The organism is Dactylosporangium sp. CA-233914 (genome assembly GCF_050942935.1).
Taxonomy (GTDB): Bacteria; Actinomycetota; Actinomycetes; order Mycobacteriales; family Micromonosporaceae; genus Dactylosporangium.
On record NZ_CP192030.1, the window covers coordinates 1022587 to 1040987 of the forward strand.

At 71.0% G+C, this 18401-nt stretch carries 15 protein-coding genes; 8 read left to right on the forward strand and 7 right to left on the reverse strand.

Translation table 11 applies throughout. The features are described 5' to 3' along the window. Positions 1-201 precede the first annotated feature (201 nt). The 3 genes from ACQPY0_RS04705 to ACQPY0_RS04715 all read left to right on the forward strand — a co-directional run bounded on the left by ACQPY0_RS04705 (position 202) and on the right by ACQPY0_RS04715 (position 6124). Positions 202-3009: a PQQ-dependent sugar dehydrogenase gene (locus tag ACQPY0_RS04705; RefSeq protein ID WP_432985175.1), complete on the forward strand. Its 2808-nt coding sequence runs from the start codon at positions 202-204 to the stop codon at positions 3007-3009. After that, positions 3006-5087, forward strand: coding sequence for a ThuA domain-containing protein (locus ACQPY0_RS04710; protein WP_432985178.1), 2082 nt, complete (start codon positions 3006-3008; stop codon positions 5085-5087). Before ACQPY0_RS04705 ends, ACQPY0_RS04710 begins: the two co-directional genes overlap by 4 nt. Before the next feature lie 122 nt (positions 5088-5209). Continuing rightward, positions 5210-6124: a DUF3152 domain-containing protein gene (locus ACQPY0_RS04715; RefSeq protein ID WP_432985181.1), complete on the forward strand. Its 915-nt coding sequence runs from the start codon at positions 5210-5212 to the stop codon at positions 6122-6124. A gap of 106 nt (positions 6125-6230) precedes the next feature. On the opposite strand, the gene ACQPY0_RS04720 is transcribed toward ACQPY0_RS04715, so the two are convergent. Both ACQPY0_RS04720 and ACQPY0_RS04725 read right to left on the reverse strand, forming a co-directional pair. Further along, on the reverse strand, positions 6231-7232 hold the full coding sequence (locus tag ACQPY0_RS04720; protein WP_432985184.1) for a GNAT family N-acetyltransferase: 1002 nt from the start codon (positions 7230-7232) through the stop codon (positions 6231-6233). 97 nt (positions 7233-7329) lie between these two features. Then, positions 7330-8391 carry a lytic transglycosylase domain-containing protein gene (locus ACQPY0_RS04725; RefSeq protein ID WP_432985187.1) on the reverse strand — a complete coding sequence of 354 codons (1062 nt, stop codon included), beginning with the start codon at positions 8389-8391 and terminating at the stop codon, positions 7330-7332. A gap of 55 nt (positions 8392-8446) precedes the next feature. Between ACQPY0_RS04725 and ACQPY0_RS04730 the strand changes: the two genes are divergently transcribed. Next, positions 8447-8719 (forward strand): FmdB family zinc ribbon protein, encoded by a 273-nt coding sequence (locus ACQPY0_RS04730; protein WP_432985190.1) that lies wholly within the window; start codon positions 8447-8449, stop codon positions 8717-8719. A 250-nt stretch (positions 8720-8969) separates the two neighbouring features. After that, positions 8970-11654, forward strand: coding sequence for an ATP-binding protein (locus ACQPY0_RS04735; RefSeq protein WP_432985193.1), 2685 nt, complete (start codon positions 8970-8972; stop codon positions 11652-11654). On the opposite strand, the gene ACQPY0_RS04740 is transcribed toward ACQPY0_RS04735, so the two are convergent. The 4 genes from ACQPY0_RS04740 to ACQPY0_RS04755 are packed head-to-tail and all read right to left on the reverse strand — an operon-like array spanning position 11655 to position 13839. Continuing rightward, the gene (locus tag ACQPY0_RS04740; RefSeq protein ID WP_432985196.1) at positions 11655-12167 is read right to left on the reverse strand and encodes a hypothetical protein; all 513 of its coding nucleotides are present in this window, start codon (positions 12165-12167) and stop codon (positions 11655-11657) included. Between the two features lie 46 nt (positions 12168-12213). After that, complete coding sequence (locus ACQPY0_RS04745; protein ID WP_432985199.1) at positions 12214-12783, reverse strand: DNA-3-methyladenine glycosylase I; 570 nt, start codon at positions 12781-12783, stop codon at positions 12214-12216. Positions 12784-12817: 34 nt separating this feature from the next. Next, positions 12818-13330, reverse strand: a complete 513-nt coding sequence (locus ACQPY0_RS04750; RefSeq protein ID WP_432985202.1) for an SRPBCC family protein — start codon at positions 13328-13330, stop codon at positions 12818-12820. Next, the gene (locus ACQPY0_RS04755; RefSeq protein WP_432985205.1) at positions 13300-13839 is read right to left on the reverse strand and encodes a DivIVA domain-containing protein; all 540 of its coding nucleotides are present in this window, start codon (positions 13837-13839) and stop codon (positions 13300-13302) included. Before ACQPY0_RS04755 ends, ACQPY0_RS04750 begins: the two co-directional genes overlap by 31 nt. A 76-nt stretch (positions 13840-13915) precedes the next feature. On the opposite strand from ACQPY0_RS04755, the gene folP reads away from it, so the two are divergent. Further along, positions 13916-14776: a dihydropteroate synthase gene (gene folP / locus ACQPY0_RS04760; RefSeq protein ID WP_432985208.1), complete on the forward strand. Its 861-nt coding sequence runs from the start codon at positions 13916-13918 to the stop codon at positions 14774-14776. 6 nt (positions 14777-14782) lie between these two features. Here folP and ACQPY0_RS04765 read toward each other — a convergent pair whose 3' ends face one another. After that, the gene (locus ACQPY0_RS04765) at positions 14783-15172 is read right to left on the reverse strand and encodes an NADH-quinone oxidoreductase subunit A (RefSeq protein WP_432985211.1); all 390 of its coding nucleotides are present in this window, start codon (positions 15170-15172) and stop codon (positions 14783-14785) included. Between the two features lie 332 nt (positions 15173-15504). On the opposite strand from ACQPY0_RS04765, the gene ACQPY0_RS04770 reads away from it, so the two are divergent. Both ACQPY0_RS04770 and ACQPY0_RS04775 read left to right on the forward strand, forming a co-directional pair. After that, positions 15505-17352 carry a 2-oxoacid:acceptor oxidoreductase subunit alpha gene (locus ACQPY0_RS04770; protein WP_432985214.1) on the forward strand — a complete coding sequence of 616 codons (1848 nt, stop codon included), beginning with the start codon at positions 15505-15507 and terminating at the stop codon, positions 17350-17352. Further along, complete coding sequence (locus tag ACQPY0_RS04775; RefSeq protein ID WP_432985217.1) at positions 17345-18373, forward strand: 2-oxoacid:ferredoxin oxidoreductase subunit beta; 1029 nt, start codon at positions 17345-17347, stop codon at positions 18371-18373. Before ACQPY0_RS04770 ends, ACQPY0_RS04775 begins: the two co-directional genes overlap by 8 nt. Positions 18374-18401 lie beyond the last annotated feature (28 nt).

Sequence of the window (18401 nt, forward strand, 5' to 3'; positions counted from 1 at the left end):
GGACAGCCGTAACTAAAGCCCCTAGTGTGTCCTCCACGACACCAGGGGGTTTCATCAATGTATCCGGGTCGGCTCCGGGTGCGGTGAGGGCCCCCTCGGCGCGTACGGCATCCGGCGCGGCGGCGCGCGCCCTGCCTGGCACATCCAACGTCAGGAAGGGACACCGTGAACCTCCGACCCTCATATCATCGATGGCGGACGATGAGTGCCGCCCTCGTGCTCGCCTCCGCGAGCCTCACCACCGTCGCCGTCGGGGCCGCCACCCCCGCGGCCGCGGCCATCAACGCCGCCGACTTCCAGCAGGTGACCCTCGCGAAGGGCGAGCCCGAGGTCGGCGAGCCGCTGACGATCTCCGTGCTGCCCGACCGGTCCGTGCTGCACACCGCGCGCAACGGCACCCTGCGGCGCACCGACGCGAGCGGCACGACGACGGTCATCGCGAACATTCCGGTCTACACGCACGACGAGGAGGGCCTGCACGGCGTAGCGGCGGACCCGGACTTCGCCAGCAACCGGTACATCTACCTGTATTACGCCCCGCCGCTGAGCACGCCATCTGGCGACGCTCCCGCAACGGGCAACGACGCGACGTGGGCAACGTGGACCGGAGTCAACCGGTTGTCACGCTTCACGCTCAACGTTGATTACTCAGTCAACGTGTCCAGCAAGGTTGACATACTCGACGTGCCGGCCAACCGTGGCATGTGTTGCCATGTCGGCGGCGACATCGACTTCGACGCGCAAGGCAACCTGTATCTGTCGACGGGCGACGACTCCAACCCGTTCGACTCGGCCGGCTACTCGCCGCTCGACGAGCGGACCGACCGCAACCCGGCCTACGACGCGCAGCGCTCGGCCGGCAACACCAACGACCTGCGCGGCAAGATTCTGCGCATCAAGGTCAACGCCAACGGCACGTACTCGATCCCGGCCGGCAACCTCTTCGCCCCCGGCACGGCGAACACGCGCCCCGAGATCTACGCGATGGGCTTCCGCAACCCGTACCGCATGACCGTCGACAAGGCCACCGGCACCGTCTACGTCGGTGACTACGGCCCCGACGCAGGCAGCACGGACCCTAACCGCGGCCCGTCCGGGCAGGTCGAGTTCAACCGGATCACGGGTCCTGGCAACTACGGCTGGCCGTACTGCACGGGCGCCAACACCAGCACCGAGACGTACAACGAGTGGAACTTCGCCAGCAACTCGACCGGCCCCAAGTACAACTGCGCCGGCGGGCCGGCCAACAACTCGTTCCGCAACACCGGCCAGTCAACGTTGCCGCCCGCCAAGCCGGCCTGGATCCGATACGGCGGCGATGCCGGCAGCCCGCCCGAGTTCGGCCGCGGATCCGAGTCGCCGATGGGCGGCCCGGTGTACCACTACGACGCGAACAACCCGTCCACCACGAAGTTCCCCCAGTCCCTCGACGGCATGTTCTTCGCCGGCGAGTTCGGCCGCGGCTGGATCAAGCCGATCAACATCAACGCGGACGGGTCGCCGGGGGCGATCGACAACTTCCCGTGGAACGGCAAGCAGGTCATGGACATGCAGTTCGGCCCCGACGGCTCGCTCTACGTCCTGGACTACGGCACCGGCTACTTCAACGGGGACATCAACTCGGCGCTGTACCGCTACGACTACGTCGGCGCCGGCGGCAACCGCGCCCCGACCGCCGTGGCCGCGGCCAACCCCACCTCGGGCGCGGCCCCGCTGACCGTGACGTTCTCCTCGGCCGGCTCCAGCGACCCCGAGGGCGGCACGCTGACCTACAACTGGACGTTCGGCGACGGCACCGCCTCCACCGCGGCGAACCCGGCACACACGTACTCCGCCAACGGCACCTACTCCGCGACGCTCACGGTCAAGGACCCGCAGGGTGCGATCGGCACCGCGAACGTCACCGTCAGCGTCGGCAACACCGCGCCGACGGTGACCATCGCCGGCCCGGCCCCGGGCCGGCTCGTCTCGTTCGGCGACTCCGTGCCGTGGAGCGTGACGGTCACCGACCCCGAGGACGGGGCGATCGACTGCGGCAAGGTGACGATGACCTACGTGCTCGGCCACGACCAGCACGCGCACGCGATCACGTCACAGACCGGCTGCGCCGGCACGATCAACATCCCCGTCGACGGTGAGCACGACTCGGCGTCGAACATCTTCCCGATCTTCGACGCGCAGTACACCGACAAGGGCGGCCTGACCGTCCACGCGCAGAGCATCATGGCGCCTCGCTACCGCCAGGCCGAGTTCTACAAGACGTCCTCCGGCGTCGACCAGATCGTGAAGACGGTGGCCGAGGGCGGCAAGACCGTCGGCAACATCAACAACGGTGACTGGATCGGCTTCGAGCCGTACAAGATCGACAATGCCACGTCGTTCGTCGCGCGGGTCTCCTCCGGCGGCGCGGGCGGCACACTGCAACTGCGCGCCGGCTCGCCGACCGGCACGGTCATCGGCTCGGCGACGGTCCCCGCGACCGGCTCGTGGGAGACGTTCACGACCGTCGGCGGCCCGATCACCAACGCGCCCGCCGGGACGACGAGTCTGTACCTGACCTTCTCCGGCAACACCACGGCGGCGCTGTTCGACGTGGACAGCTTCACGTTCACCACCGGCGTCGGCGGCAACGGCGTCGGCCCGGTCAAGGGCCTCGCCGGCAAGTGCCTCGACGCGCGCGGGGCGGCGAGCGCCGACGGCACCCAGACGCAGCTGTACACCTGCAACGGCACCGGCGCCCAGGTGGTCGTCGTCGCCGGCCAGCAGCTCAAGGTCTTTGGCAAGTGCGTGGACATCTCCGGCGGCGCGACCGCGGACGGCACCAAGGTGCAGCTGTGGACGTGCAACGGCACCGGCGCGCAGAACTGGGTCGCGCAGGCCGACGGGTCGCTGAAGAACCCGCAGTCCGGCAAGTGCCTGGACGTGACCGGCGCCAACTCCGCCGACAGCACGCCGCTGCAGCTGTACACCTGCAACGGCACCAACGCGCAGAAGTGGACCATGCCATGAGAAGGACGCTTTTGGCCGCCGCGCTGCTGGTGGCGGCGGGCACCCTGGTCGCGGCCCCGGCATCGGCCGCGGACGCGCCGTACGACGTCCTGGTCTTCTCCAAGACCGCGGGCTTCCGCCACGACTCGATCCCGGCCGGCATCCAGGCCGTCCGGGACCTGGGCGCGGCGAACAACTTCACCGTGACCGCCACCGAGGACGCGACCGCGTTCACGACCGCGAACCTGGCGCAGTACGAGGCCGTCGTGTTCATGAGCACCACCGGCGACGTCCTCGACGACACGCAGCAGGCCGCGTTCGAGTCCTACATCCGCGGCGGCGGCGGATACGTCGGCGTCCACGCGGCCGCCGACACCGAGTACACCTGGCCCTTCTACGGCCAGCTGGTCGGGGCCTGGTTCGCCGGCCACCCGGCGATCCAGCCGGTCAACTCGCGCACCGAGGATCGCGCGAACCCGGCCACGTCACATCTGCCACAGGTGTGGACTCGCACCGACGAGCTGTACAACTATCAAACCAATCCACGGGCGAGCGCACACGTGCTGGCCACGCTCGACGAGTCGTCCTACTCCGGCGGCACGATGGGCGCCGACCACCCGATCACCTGGTGCAAGACGATCGACGCCGGACGCTCCTTCTACACCGGCTTCGGGCACACCCAGGAGTCGTACGCCGACGGCAACTTCCGGGGCGAGCTGCTCGGCGGCATCCGGTACGCGGCCAGGCGCGCCCAGGCCGACTGCCGGCCCGAGACCGGCTACACCCCGCTGTACAACGGCTCGACCACCGGCTGGTCCCAGGCCGGCCCGGGCGGCTTCACCAACGCCGACGCCACCCTGAGCTCCACCGGCGGTCTCGGGCTGTTCTGGTACAGCGCGAAGCAGTTCGGCACGTCATACTCGCTCAAGGCCGACTTCCGCATCACCGGCGACAGCAACTCGGGCGTGTACGTCGGCTTCCCGAACCCGGGCAACGACCCCAGCATCGCCATCAACCAGGGGTACGAGATCCAGATCGACGCCACCGACACGCCCGAGCACACCACCGGCGCGATCTACAACTTCCAGTCCGCCGACATCGCCGCGCGGGACGCCGCGCTCAACCCGCCCGGCGCGTGGAACACCTACGAAATCCTGGTCGAGGGCCAGCGGATCCGGGTGTACCTCAACGGCTCGCTGATCAACGACTTCACCAACACCGACCCGGCCCGCAACCTCGACGGGTACGTCGGCATCCAGAACCACGGCACCGGCGACCAGGTGTCCTTCCGCAGCATCCGGATCCGGGACGCCTCGGGTGATCTGGTCCAGCAGGCCGAGACGTTCTCGTCGGCTTCGGGCGTGCAGCCGTACACCAAGGCCGGCGCCCACAACGGCCAGACGCTCGGCTACATCGAGCCGGGGGACTGGGCGGCGTACAGCGGGCTGAACATCGGCGGGGCGACCCAGTTCCGCGCGCGGGTCGTCTCCGGCGGCCCCGGCGGGCAGATCCAGGTCCGCACCGGCTCGACGACCGGCCCGATCCTGGGCACGGTCAACGTCCCGAACACCGGCAGCTGGGACACCTACGCCGACGTCAGCACCGCGCTGACCGGCGTGCCGGCCGGCACCGCGAACGTCTACCTGACCTTCACCGGGACCGGCACCGGCCTGTTCGACGTCGACGACTTCACGTTCGCGAAGACGCCGCCGGCGACGGTCGCCGGCCCCGTGCGCGGCCTGGCCGGCAAGTGCCTCGACGTGCGCTCGGCCGGCACGGCGGACGGGACGCAGATCCAGCTGTACACCTGCAACGGCACCGGCGCCCAGAGCTGGACGGTCGCGGGCCAGACGCTGCGGGCGCTGGGCAAATGCCTGGACGTCGCCGGCGGCGGCACCGCCGACGGCACCAAGATCCAGCTGTGGACGTGCAACGGCTCGGGCGCCCAGAACTGGGCGGCCCAGGCCGACGGCTCGCTGCGCAACCCGCAGTCGGGCAAGTGCCTCGACGTCGCCGGCGGAGCCTCGGCCGACGGGACGGTCGTGCAGCTGTACACCTGCAACGGCACCAGCGCCCAGAAGTGGACGCTTCCGGCGTAACGCTCGAATCGCTGCGCGGTGGGGACTGGAAGGAGACGTACGGTCCCCACCGACGCGTTGCTTACAGTGACGGATTCGACCAGGGGCAGCGCCGCTTGCGAACTTCCCCTAGGCTCGGCCGGGTGCTGAGGACACGGATGGTCCGGCTGCTGACGGTTGCGCTGCTGGCCGGTCTGGCCGGCTGCGGGACCAACGCGGAGTCGTCGCCGCCGCCGGACGCGGCGCTCGACGCACCGTCGAGCGGTGACCCGTTCCCGGTCGGCCAACTGGAGGGCGAGGGCGAGCTCGCCCCGGCCCCGTCGGCGTCGAAGAAGCCGAGCGCCAAGCCGTCCGCCACGGTCAAGAAGGTCAACCCGGGCGGCGACACCGGCGGTGCCAAGCCGGTGAACACCAACGACGGCGTGCCCGCCCTTGCCAGCGGCACGTTCTCGGCGGCCGACGGCGAAACCGGCGTCGTGGGGTCGCCGGACGCCGGGACGCTGGTGAGATATCGCGTGGAGCTGGAGAACGGCATCCTGTGGGGTAACAACCCGGTCTGGACCACCGAATCCCTGGCCACCGAGGTGGACCGCGTGATCGCCGCCCCGCTGGGCTGGACGATGTCCGCCGCGCACCCGGTGACCTACGCCCCCAACGGGATCAGCGGCGCGAGCTGGAAGTTCCAGCGCGTGAAGGGCTCCGACTACAACGTGACCCTCCGCCTGGCCACGCCGGGCACGGTCGACAAGCTCTGCAAGGCCCAAGGGGTCTCCACTCAGGGCATCTACTCGTGCCGCTACGGCAAGGTGATCCTGCTCAACCTGCGCCGCTGGCTCAAGGGCATCGACGGCTTCCCGGCGAGCACCGACTTCCACGCGATGACGGTCCTGCACGAGATGGGCCACTTCCTGGGCTTCGACCACATGAAGTGCCCCGGTTCGGGCCAGGTCGCCCCGTTGATGCAGACCCAGACGATCGCCCTGAACGGCTGCAAGCCCAACGCCTTCCCCTTCACCGAGGACGGCACCTTCGTCCAGGGCCCCAAGCTACCAAGCTGACCAGCCAAAACTCCGGCCCGTAACCAATCTTACGAGGGCCTGCGGGCCGGGACCTGCGGGCAGGCAGGCCCCTGGCCCTGAGACGCGGGGGGCCCGGCGGGGCGCCTCAGCCCTTGAGGCGGCGGAGCAGGTCGATCACGTCGGCCTCGTATTCGCGCCACTCGCGGTCCGGCTTGAAGCCGAGTTCGGCGTTGACCTGCAGCAGCGGCTCGTTCTCCAGCGCGTTCCACGTCTGCACGTCGATCAGGTGCGGCTCGGCCGCGCGCAGTTCGAACAGCATCCGGGCCTTGATCGCGCGGCTGATGCCGTAGCCGCGGTGGGTTGGGACCTCGATCGTGTCGTACTGGTCCGCGCGGGTCGGGCGCTGGGCCGGCACGACCACCTCGGTCAGGCCCGCGATCGTCTCGGACGGCTCGTGGACGGCCAGGACGATGTACGGCTTCAGGCCGCGCGCGTGCAGGGTGCGCAGGCTGGCGGCGAGGCGTTCGGCATCGTACGAGCTCGGGCGCAGCTCCAGGTCATCGACCACGGCCGCCCGGGCCGCCTCCTTGGCCGCCGCGTAGCTGGCGTAGAGCTCGGGGGGTGGGCCGCCGGGGTAGTACTCGATGCGGTAGCCGGCCCCGATCCCGGCCGCCATCTCGCCCAGCCGCAGCCAGTCGACGCCGGTCAGGTCCAGCAGGTTGCGCATCTCGATGAAGGCGCACTCGAAGCCCTGGGCCTCGAAGAATTGTACGGCCGGGGTGCCGCCGATGACCTCGACGCCGACGGACTCGAAGCCCTCCTCGGCGGCGCGGCGCGCGACGGCGGCCAGCAGGGCGGTGCCGACCTTGCCGCGGCGGGCGCCAGGCACCACCGACAGCTCCAGCACCCCGATGTCCTCCAGCGCGAGCAGGCTGGCGTGCCCGAGGATCTCCCCGCCGTCGCTGGTGGCCAGCCACGACGTGCGCCGCTCGCCGGGCATGGTGACGGCGAGATACTCCCGGAACATCGTTTCGCGCCACGGCGGGTCCTCGGGCACATCGAACGTCACGATGTCGTTGAGTGCCCGCAGCACCGTCTCGATCTCGGCCGCGGGCGCGGTCCCCGGGTCCCACTCGCGCACCTTCACGCCCTAAGCCTGCCCCTGTTTGTGGCTGAGCGGAAGTACCAGAGCGCAGAGCGTGGCATTGATCTACCCCCGAGCGGCGCCCCGGGTCACCCTCGGGCTAACCCTGGCGGTCGCGGCGGCCGTAGTCGTTGGTGGCGTTGAAGACCGCGGCGCGGTACTCCTCCGGCACGTTGTACGCGTGGATCGCCGCATTCCAGCCCGCCACGGTCGACAGGTCGCGGTCGTTGGAGCACAGGTACGCGGCGGAGGTCAGGGCGGCGTCGTCGATGTCGTTGATGTCGGCGACACCGTCGGCGTCGGCGTCGAGGCCGTACTGCTTCCAGGTGGTCGGCAGGAACTGCATCGGCCCCACGGCGCGGTCCCAGGTGCGGTCGTTGTCCATCGCGCCCTGGTCGGTGTCGGGGATGGCCTGCCGGTTGTTCTGCCCGTCCAGCGGCGGGCCGACGATCGGCGGGATGGAGCGGCCGTCGTCCTGCAGCACCGACCCGTTGGTCCGGCCGTGGTCGGACTCGATCTTGCCGATCCCGGCGAGGGTGGTCCAGGTCAGGTGGCACTTCGGGGTCGAGCGCGCGGCGACGGCCTCGGCGTAGCCGTACGCCTGCAGGGCCACGACCGGGATGTCCAGCCGCACCGAGCGGGGCGCCGCCCAGGCGCCGTAGACGTCCGCGGGGCGCTGGCGGGTGCCGGCCGGCGGGCTGAACGTGGGCGAGGCCGACGGGTCGTCGGGCTGCGGCGCCTCGCCCGTCGCCGGCACGCCGGTCTCCGGGGGCAGGCCGTTGGTGCCATCGGGGGCGGGGCCGGACGGGGTGGCGTCGGCGCGTGGCTTCGACGCCGCCGGGACGACGACGGCCCCGGCGACCCCGGCCGCGGTGAGGACGGCCGCGATCAGCACGCCGGGGAGCAGGAACCGGGTGCCCGGGCGCGCCCGCAGCCGCTCCAGCCGCTCCCGCCGGCGGTGCCGCGGCGGGCCCGACTCGACGATGTCCACGGTGGGCTCGGGGGCCGCGTGTTTGGGCTGATGGGATGGTTTCGGCGCGGTGAACTCGACCGGGATCGACCGTTCGTCGGCCCGGGGTACTGAGGGCCGGACCGCAGCCGCCGGGGAAGCGTCCACTGTGGTCGGTCGCTGGTCCTCCGGCGCCTCGTCGTCACTAGCCACGCGTCGAGTATTCCGCAATTCCCGTGTGCGTGTCACTGTGGCATAGCCTGTGACTATGCCTCGCTACGAGTACCGGTGCCGCGCTTGCGGCGACACCTTCGAAGTGCAACGCCCTATGCGTGAAGCCAACGTGAAGACCGTCTGTCCGGCCGGCCACGACGACACGGTCAAACTGCTGTCCACGATCGCTGTCGCCCGGTCTGGGTCCGTCTCAGCGCAGCCCAATGGAGCCGGACTGGGCGTAGGTGGGTCGTCACTCAATGCTCCGCGCGCTGGTGGCGGCGGGGGCGCGGGCGGCGGTTGCTGCGGGGGCGCCTGTGGTTGCTGAAACATTGTTACGGACCGGTTTCGGAATGCACCGGCGAAACGGCTTTGATGTTGTGTCCTGTCGTGCCACAACCGCCACCGGAGCGTTGTCGTTACGTCACGCGAAACCCACTCAACCTTCGCCCCCCATCGTTGCTGACCAGCACAGATCGCCCCGGTTGACCAATCCGGGTTCGACCGTTTCTACGATGCGCGCGCCAGTTGAGTGGGGAAATATGGGGCACGCCTGAATTAGGAGGCGGAGGTTTCACGTGTCGGGGCGGACGCACCTGCCCAGCGGGCTGGTGACTTTCCTATTCACTGACATCGAGGGGTCGACGCGCTTGGCCCAGATGCTCGGTGCGGGATACCGTCCGGTGCTCCATGAGCACCGGGAGGTGATTCGCCGCGCACTGTCCAAAGCGGACGGTGTGGAACTTTTCACCGAGGGTGATTCCCTGTTCGTGGCCTTCCCCGACGCGTCCACCGCCCTCGCCGCCTGCGCCGAGGCCCAGCGCGCGCTCGCCGCCCACCACTGGCCCAGCCCTGAGGCCCGCCCCAGGGTTCGCATGGGTCTGCACACCGGGTTCGCCGAGCCGTACGGCGGGGAGTACACCTCGCCCGAGGTCCACCGCGCCGCGCGGGTCGCCGCCGCGGCCCACGGCGGGCAGATCCTCTGCTCCGCGGCCACTGCCGCCCAGGCGGGCCTCGGCGAAGACGCTCTCGGCCACGCGACGTGGCTGCTCGACCTCGGCCTGCACCGCCTGCGCGGCTTCGACGGCTGTGAGCGCATCTTCCAGCTCGTCGGCCCGGGGCTCGAGCGCCAGTTCCCGCGCCCGCGCACGATCGACGCGCCCGCGCACAACCTGCCGGTCCAGACCACCCGCTTCATCGGCCGCGCCGCCGAGCGGGCCGCCGTGCGCGACCTCATCTCCCGGCACCGCCTGGTGACGGTCGTCGGTGCCGGCGGCGCGGGCAAGACCCGGGTCGCGGTCGAGGCCGCCGGCGAGATCGTCGAGCGCTTCGGCGACGGTGTCTGGTTCGCCGACCTCAGCGCCGTCGCCAACGGTGACCTCGTCGACGTGAGCGTCGCCGCCGCCCTGGGCCTGCGCCCGGAGCCGGGGCGCGCGGTCGCGCAGACCATCGCCGACCATGTCCGCGACCGCCGTCTCCTCGTCGTGCTCGACACGTCCGACGCGCAACTGCCCGCCGCCCGCCGCCTGGTCGCGCGGCTGCTCGCGGCCGGGCCCGAGGTGGCGGTCCTGGCCACCAGCCGTGAGCCCCTGGGCCTGGCCGGCGAGGTCGTGTGGCGGATCCCGCCGCTGTCGACCGAGGCGGCGATCGGCGGCGGCTTCAGCGATGCCGTGGCCCTGCTCGTCGACCGGGCCTCCGCGGCGCGCGGCGGCCGCCCGGTCGAGCCCGGCGACATCGGCCACCTGACCCGGGTCGCGAAGGCCCTGGAAGGCCTGCCGCTGGCCCTGGAGCTGGCCGCGGCCCGCCTGCGCCTGCTCTCCGCCGCCCAGCTGGCCGACCGCATCGGCGACGTGCTGGGCACCCTCGACGCCGGCTCCCGCCTCGCCCCGGCGCCGCAGGAGGCCTCCGACCGCCACCGCACCATGCAGGCCGCGGTCGGGTGGTCGTATCGCACCCTCGACCCGCGCTCGGCCCGCCTGCTGCGCTGGCTGTCGGTCTTCGCCAGCCCCGTCGACCTGCCCGCGATCGAGTGGCTCCACGACGGCGATCCGCTCGATCCGCTTGCCACCCTGGTCGACAAGTCCCTGCTGCAGGCCGAGGCCGGCGCCACCAACGCCACGTATCGCATGCTGGACCCGATCCGCGCCTACGCCGCCCGGCTGCTGCTCGATGCCGGGGAGGAGGAGTCGGCGCGGGAGCGGCACGTGTCGTGGTGCCTGCAGGCCGCCCACGACGCGTATCTCGACGCCGACGGGCGGCCGGTGACGCTCTCGCTGTACACCCTGGATCCCCTGGCCGACGAGCTGCGGGCCGCGCTGCACTGGACGGTGACGCGCGGTAGCGCCCGGCAGGGCCTCGCCCTGGCGGGCTCGATGGATCAGTGGTGGCGGGAGCGGGGCCTCGTGCGGGAGGGCCGCATGTGGCTTTTCCGGCTGTACGAGCGGATCAGTGCGACCGGCGAGCCGGTCCCCGACGCCGAGCTGGCCGCCGCCTACCACATGCACTCGCTGCACGCCGGCGCCGACGGCGAGACGGTTGAGGAGCTGCGCTTCTCCCAGCGCGCCGAGTCCGCGGCCCGCCGCGCCGGCGACCCGGGGCTGATCGCGCGGATCCTGGCGGCCCGCGGCGCCCCGCTGCTGGAGATGGGCCGCACCGAGGAGGTCGAGCGCCTCAGCCGCGAGGTCATCGGCTGGTCCGAGGAGCAGGGCGTGGCCGGCGAGGCACTGAGCGCGGTGTACGCCCTGGCCCAGCTCCTGTGGCGCCGCGGTGCCCTGGACGAGGCCGCCGACCTGCTGGCCAGCGCCCGCCCGCTGGAGAACAGCCGCCCGCTGGAGCGCGGCCGCCGCACGGTCGACATGCTGCTGGGCATGGTCGCCCTGTCCCGCGGCGACCTAGTGGGCGCCCACGACCACCTGATCGTGGCCCTGCGCTCCCGCATGACCCACGGCTTCCACCTGAAGGTCTGCGAGACCCTCAACGCGGTCGCCGTCCGCTGCCTGCTGGCCGACGACCCCGAGACGGCGGCCCGGTTGTTCGGCGCCGCCCAGACCGCGCGAATCCGCCTGCGCTGCTCGGCGGGCCCGTTCGCCGCGTACTGGACCGAGCAGCAGGCGACGCTGCGCGTGAGCATGGGCGACGCGGCGTTCGACGCGGCCTACGCGGCCGGCGGCACGCTGAGCCTGGAGGAGTCGGTGGCCCTGGCCCTGACCATCGAGCACCCGGACCTGATGGCCGGCTCGATCCGCTTCTCGACGGTCGAGTAGCTACTCCTCCTCGGGGTCCTGGTTGGCCTCGACCCCGAGGACGTACGCCTGCATGGCGAGCTCGTCCCCGGCGGGCCAGACGAACGCGGGCAGCTCGGCCGGCCCGAGCTCCCGCACGTAGCTCCAGAACGCTCGCACGGCCTCCCCGGGGGAGCCGGCCTCGATGGGCAGGTCCACGCTGACCAGCCAGGTCCGCTTGACGCCGGATGAGGGCGGCTCGACCTGCCGGGCAACGGCGAGATATTCGGCCTCGTCGAGCGCCCGCGCCCCGGCGGGCCCGTCCCCGAGCTTGCCGGCGGGCAGCGGCGAGTCGAGGAGGTTCACCGTGTATCGCAGCCGCCCGCCCGGGTCCACCCGAGCGACCCCGAACACCACCGGCTCGTCCCCGCCGGCGACGAGCAACGCCTCATCCCCCACGGCGAGCCCCTCGCCGGGCACCGCAAGCCCCTCGCCCCCGTAGAGCCGCTCGTTGCGGTACTGCTCACCGGAGACGACAACCACCCACTTAGCCATGCGGTCATTGCACCACGCCCCGCCGCCCGGCCCTCGCGACGCTTGGTCAGATCTCCACGAAACACCCCATGACGTGGTCGTTGACCATCCCGGTCGCCTGCATCAGCGCATAGGCCGTGGTCGGCCCCACGAACCGGAAACCGCGCCGCTTCAGCTCCTTCGCCATGGCCTTCGACTCCGCCGTGACCGCCGGCACCTCCGAGAAGTCCACCGGCCGCTGCGGCACCGGGTCCGGCGCGAACGACCACAGCAGCGCCGCGATCCCGCCGGGCAACTCCGCGGCCGCCCGGGCGTTGGCGATCGCCGCCTCGATCTTCGCCCGGTTTCGCACGATTCCGGTGTCCGCGAGGAGCCGGTCGACGTCGGTCTCGCCGAACGCGGCGACCTTCTCGATGTCGAACCCCGCGAACGCCGTGCGGAACGAGGGCCGCTTGCGCAGGATCGTGATCCACGACAGGCCGGACTGGAACGCCTCCAGCGTCATCCGCTCATACAGCCCGTCGTCGTCCCGGATCGCCCGGCCCCACTCGTTGTCGTGGTAGTCGAGATAGTCCGGGGTGGACGCGCCCCATCCGCACCGGGTCTTCCCGTCTGCTCCTACCACCACGTCGCTCATGACGGGAAAGCTACTCGGGGGGTACGACAAAAACTCAGGCGAGGCGCCCGGACTCCACCAGCCGGGCGAAGCGCCGCAGCGCGCCCGTGAGGCCGGCCTTCGAGCCGGGCCACAGCACCGGCCACGCGACCCGGCCCGCCGGACCCGCGGGCAGGTGGAACCACTCGTGCCAGACCACCTGGGTGCGGTCGGTGCCCAGCGGGGTGCAGCGCAGCACCCCGGGGCCGCGCAGGACCTTGCCGTAGTGCACGACGCGGACCTCGAACGGCCGGTCGACCTTCACCACCCGCATGAGGTCGCGCAGCGTCGCCGGGCCGACCTGGGTCACGGCCTCGATCTGGCTGCCCTCGCCGCCGTCGCCGGAGAGCACGCGGACTGTCGTGAACGGGATCCACTCGCCCTGGCGGGACCAGTCGGTGAGGGCGGCGAAGACCCGTTCGGCGGGTGCGGCCACGATCACCGTGGCCGTCACCTCGCCGGGGCCGGGCCGTTCCGCCTCGGCGAAGTCCTCGGCCGTCACTTCACCACCGGCGAGGGGCGGCCCCACGAATCGTCGGCGGAGGAGCCCCAGGCGGTGTCGGACGGCGGCTTCTCGTCGGCCTCGTCCGCGTCGGAGATCTCGGTGACCTGGATGTCCGAGCCGGTCTCGGTCACCTCGGAGATCTTGGGCGCGGCCGGCGTCTCGGCGTTCGCGCCCGCCGCGGCGGCCAGGCGGGCGTCGCGCAGCGCGTCGGCGTCCTCCTGCCGGCCCTCGCGGAGCGCCTTGATCTCGGCCTCGAGGACCTGGATCAGCTCCTCCTTGTAGCCGATGTCGTACCCGGCGCGGCGCAGCGCGGCGTCGACCTGGTTCATCCGGTATCCCCGGACGACCGTGTCGAACCGCAGCTGGTTGACGTCGCCCTCCATCAGCGGCCGCGACGACGGCAGCGGGACGGCACGTCCGTCGGGCTCATGCGCTTCGATCCCCGGGTCGTCACCGGTGATCAACAGCGACACGCCGAACCCGATCGCCCCGACGACCACAGCGGCGATCAACACGAGGAGGAAGTCAGCCATAGGGGGAATCGTGGCACGCTGAGTACGCCGGGGCGAGCCCGGCACACCCATCAGTAGGAAACACGGAGGTCATGGCATGTTCCGTCTCGGCGCCCGGCAGTTCGCCGACGGCGAGTACGCAGTGATGGCGATCGTCAACCGGACGCCGGACTCCTTTTTCGACAAGGGGGCGACCTTCGCCGAGGACGCGGCCCTGCGCGCGGTCGAGGCCGCGGTCGCCGACGGCGCCGACATCATCGACATCGGCGGCGTCAAGGCCGGTCCGGGCCAGACCGTCGACGCGGCCGAGGAGCTGCGCCGCACCCTGCCGACGGTCGAGAGGATCCGCGCCAGGTTCCCGCAGGTCGTGATCTCGATCGACACCTGGCGGGCGGAGGTGGCCCGCGAGGTCGTCGCGGCCGGGGCGGACCTCATCAACGACACCTGGGCCGGTGCCGATCCCGCCCTGGCGGAGGTGGCGGCCCAGACCGGGGCGGGCCTGGTCTGCTCCCACGCCGGCGGGCTGACCCCACGGACCCGCCCGCACCGCACGTCCTTCGCGGATCCGGTGGCTGATGTCGTACACACTGTGACTGCCCTGGCGGAGCGGGCCCTCGCCCTCGGCGTCCGCCGCGACGGCATCCTCATCGACCCGGCCCACGACTTCGGCAAGAACACCCGCCACTCGCTCGCGATCACCAACCGCCTCGGCGAGCTGGTGGCGACGGGCTGGCCGGTGCTGGTGGCGCTGTCGAACAAGGACTTCATCGGCGAGACCCTCGACGTGCCGGTGGGGGAGCGCCTGGAGGGCACGCTCGCGGCGACGGCGGTCTCGGCGTGGCTCGGCGCCCGGGTGTTCCGGGCCCACCAGGTCCGCGAGACCCGGCGCGTCCTGGACACCGTCGCCGCGATCCGCGGTGAGCGCCAGCCGGCGGTGGCCCGCCGCGGCCTGGCCTGACGCCGGTCAGGTCCAGCGCAGGATGTTCTTGCGCCAGGCGTAGAGGATCCCGAGGAACAGCACGGCCACGAAGATCGCCATCTCGACGACGACCGCCCCGCCGTAGCCGGGCGCATCGAAGATCACGGCCCAGGGGAAGAGGAACACGCTCTCCACCGCGAACAGAGCGTAGAGATAGGCGTACACGTAGTAGCGGATCTGGGCCTGTGCCCAGTCCCCGCCGACCGGGTCCAGCCCGCACTCGTAGGTCTCGTACTTCGGTCCGGCGCCGTTCGGCCACTCGGCTGAACGGCGTGGACCCAGAAGCCGGTTGGCCGTGAACGCGGCGACGAAAACCGCGGCTCCGACCACGAGGAGGAGCCCGAGCGTCGCATATCCACCCAGATATCCGCTCATGGCACGCACCGTACACGCATCATCACGATCTCCGACATGCCGAAAACGCGAGCCTCTCTTCATAATGATCGCGATCAAGAACACCGGCGAGAACGTGAGCCGGGACACGATCACCGGCTTCTCTGGGCGCGAGGACGCGGACGAATCCGACAGCGACTGAATGCCGGGTTTGCTGGCGTTTGCGGCTAGCGCACATCCAGAAGTCCGGCGCAATGACGAAAGTCGCAGCTTCGGCGTCCCGGAAGGGATATGCGCCGCAGGCACGGCGTTCACGCCGACGTACCCTCAGGGGTGTACGACGCCATCTTCCGCCGCATTGGAGGTCAGCTCACGTGACCAAGCAGGTCCGCCAGCTGGATCGGGTGGTCATCAGGTTCGCTGGCGATTCCGGCGACGGCATGCAGCTCACCGGTGACCGCTTCACGTCCGAGACCGCTCAGCTCGGCAACGACATATCGACGCTTCCCAACTTCCCCGCCGAGATCCGGGCCCCCGCCGGGACCCTGCCGGGCGTGTCGAGCTTCCAGGTGCACTTCGCCGACTTCGACATCCTCACGCCGGGCGACGCGCCGAACGTGCTCGTGGCCATGAACCCCGCCGCGCTCAAGGCCAACCTCGCCGACCTGCCCAAGGGCGCCTCGATCATCGTCAACACCGACGAGTTCAGCAACCGCAACCTCGCCAAGGTGGGGTATTCGTCGAACCCGCTCGAGGACGGCTCGCTCGAGGGCTGGAACGTCGCCCCGGTCGGCCTGACCTCGATGACGGTCAAGGCCCTGGAGTCGTTCGAGATCTCCAAGAAGGACGCCGAGCGCGCCAAGAACATGTTCGCGCTGGGGCTGCTCTCGTGGATGTACTCCCGCCCCCACGAGTCCACGCTCTCGTTCCTGGAGCGCAAGTTCGCCTCGCGCCCGGAGCTCGTCGCCGCGAACGTCGCCGCGTTCAAGGCCGGCTGGAACTTCGGCGAGACCACCGAGAACTTCGCGGTGCGCTACGAGGTGAAGCCGGCGCGCATGGTGCCGGGCAACTACCGCAACATCACCGGCAACGCCGCGCTGGCCCTGGGCGTGGTGGCCGCGGGAGTACGTTCGCGGCTGCCCGTCTTCCTCGGCGCCTACCCGATCACGCCGGCGTCGGACATCCTGCACGAGCTGAGCAAGCACAAGAAGTTCGGCGTGACCACCGTGCAGGCCGAGGACGAGATCGCCGCGATCGGCGTGGCCCTGGGCGCCTCCTACGGCGGCTCGCTGGGCGTGACCACCACCTCCGGCCCCGGCGTCGCGCTCAAGGGCGAGACGATCTCCCTCGCGGTCGCGCTGGAGCTGCCGCTGCTCATCATCGACGTGCAGCGGGCCGGCCCGTCGACGGGCCTGCCGACCAAGACCGAGCAGGCCGACCTCAACATGGCGCTGTTCGGCCGGCACGGCGAGGCACCGGTCGCGGTCGTCGCCCCGCGCTCGCCCGCGGACTGCTTCAGCACCGCGCTGGAGGCGGCCCGGATCGCGCTGACCTATCGCACGCCGGTGATCCTGCTCTCGGACGGATACATCGCCAACGGCTCGGAGCCGTGGCGCCTGCCCGAGGTCGACGAGCTGCCCGACCTGAGCGTGCAGTTCGCCACCGAGCCCAACGGCGAGGACGGCAAGACCTTCCTGCCGTATCTGCGCGACCCGAAGACCCTCGCGCGGCCGTGGGCGGTGCCGGGCACGCCGGGGCTGGAGCACCGCATCGGCGGGCTGGAGAAGGCCGACAAGACCGGCGACATCTCCTACGATCCGGCCAACCACGACTTCATGGTCCGCACCCGCGCGGCCCGCATCGAGGGCATCGACGTGCCCGACGTCGAGGTCGAGGACCCCGACGGCACCGCCCGCGTGCTGGTGCTCGGGTGGGGCTCGACCTACGGGCCGATCGGCGCTGCCGCCCGCGCCCTGCGCCAGCGCGGCCTCGCCGTCGCGCAGGCGCACCTGCGGCACCTCTCGCCGATGCCGAAGAACCTCGGCGACGTGCTGAAGTCCTACGACAAGGTGGTGATTCCGGAGATGAACCTGGGCCAGCTGGCCGGGGTGATCCGCTCGCGTTACCTCGTCGACGCGATCGCCTACAACCAGGTTCGTGGGCTGCCGTTCACCGCGGCCGAGCTGGAGGGTGTGCTCGAGGAAGTGGTCAAGAATGCCTGAGATGTTGAAGCTGACCACGAAGGACTTCAAGTCCGACCAGGAGGTCCGCTGGTGCCCCGGCTGCGGGGACTACGCGATCCTGGCCGCGGTCCAGTCGTTCATGCCCGAGCTGAACCTCCCCCGCGAGCGGATCGTCTTCGTCTCCGGCATCGGCTGCTCCTCCCGGTTCCCGTACTACATGAACACGTACGGGATGCACTCCATCCACGGCCGCGCCCCCGCTATCGCCACCGGCCTGTCCGTCTCCCGCCCCGACCTGTCCGTGTGGGTCGTCACCGGCGACGGCGACGCCCTGTCCATCGGCGGCAACCACCTCATCCACGCGCTGCGCCGCAACGTCAACCTCAAGATCCTGCTGTTCAACAACAAGATCTACGGGCTGACCAAGGGCCAGTACTCGCCCACCTCCGAGATCGGCAAGATCACGAAGTCGACCCCGGCCGGGTCGGCGGACTCGCCGTTCAACCCGATCTCCCTCGCCCTCGGCGCCGAGGCCGGCTTCGTCGCCCGCACCATCGACTCCGACCGCAAGCACCTGCAGTCGGTGCTGCGCGCCGCGGCCGAGCACCGCGGATCGGCGTTCGTGGAGATCTACCAGAACTGCAACATCTTCAACGACGGCGCCTTCGACGCCCTCAAGGAGCCGGCGACCCGCGACGACTTCCTGATCCGGCTCGAGCACGGGCAGCCGATCACCTTCGGCAAGGACGGCGAGTGGGCGGTCACCCACCCGCCCGGCGGCTTCGGCCTCTCCGTCGTGCCCACCGCCGAGGTCGACCCGGCCGAGATCGTCGTGCACGACCAGACCGTCGCCGAGCCGGCCTACGCGTTCGCCCTGTCCCGCCTGCCGGGCCTGGACCTGCGCAACACGCCGATCGGGGTCTTCCGCTCGGTGCAGCGGCCGTCGTACGACGACGTCGTGCGCGACCAGCTCGCCACCGCCAAGGCCAAGGCCAAGGGCACCCCGGACGAGGAGCTCGCCGGGCTGCTCAACAGCGGCGACACCTGGACGATCCTGTAACACCAGCGCGGTTGCGGACCGCCGCCGT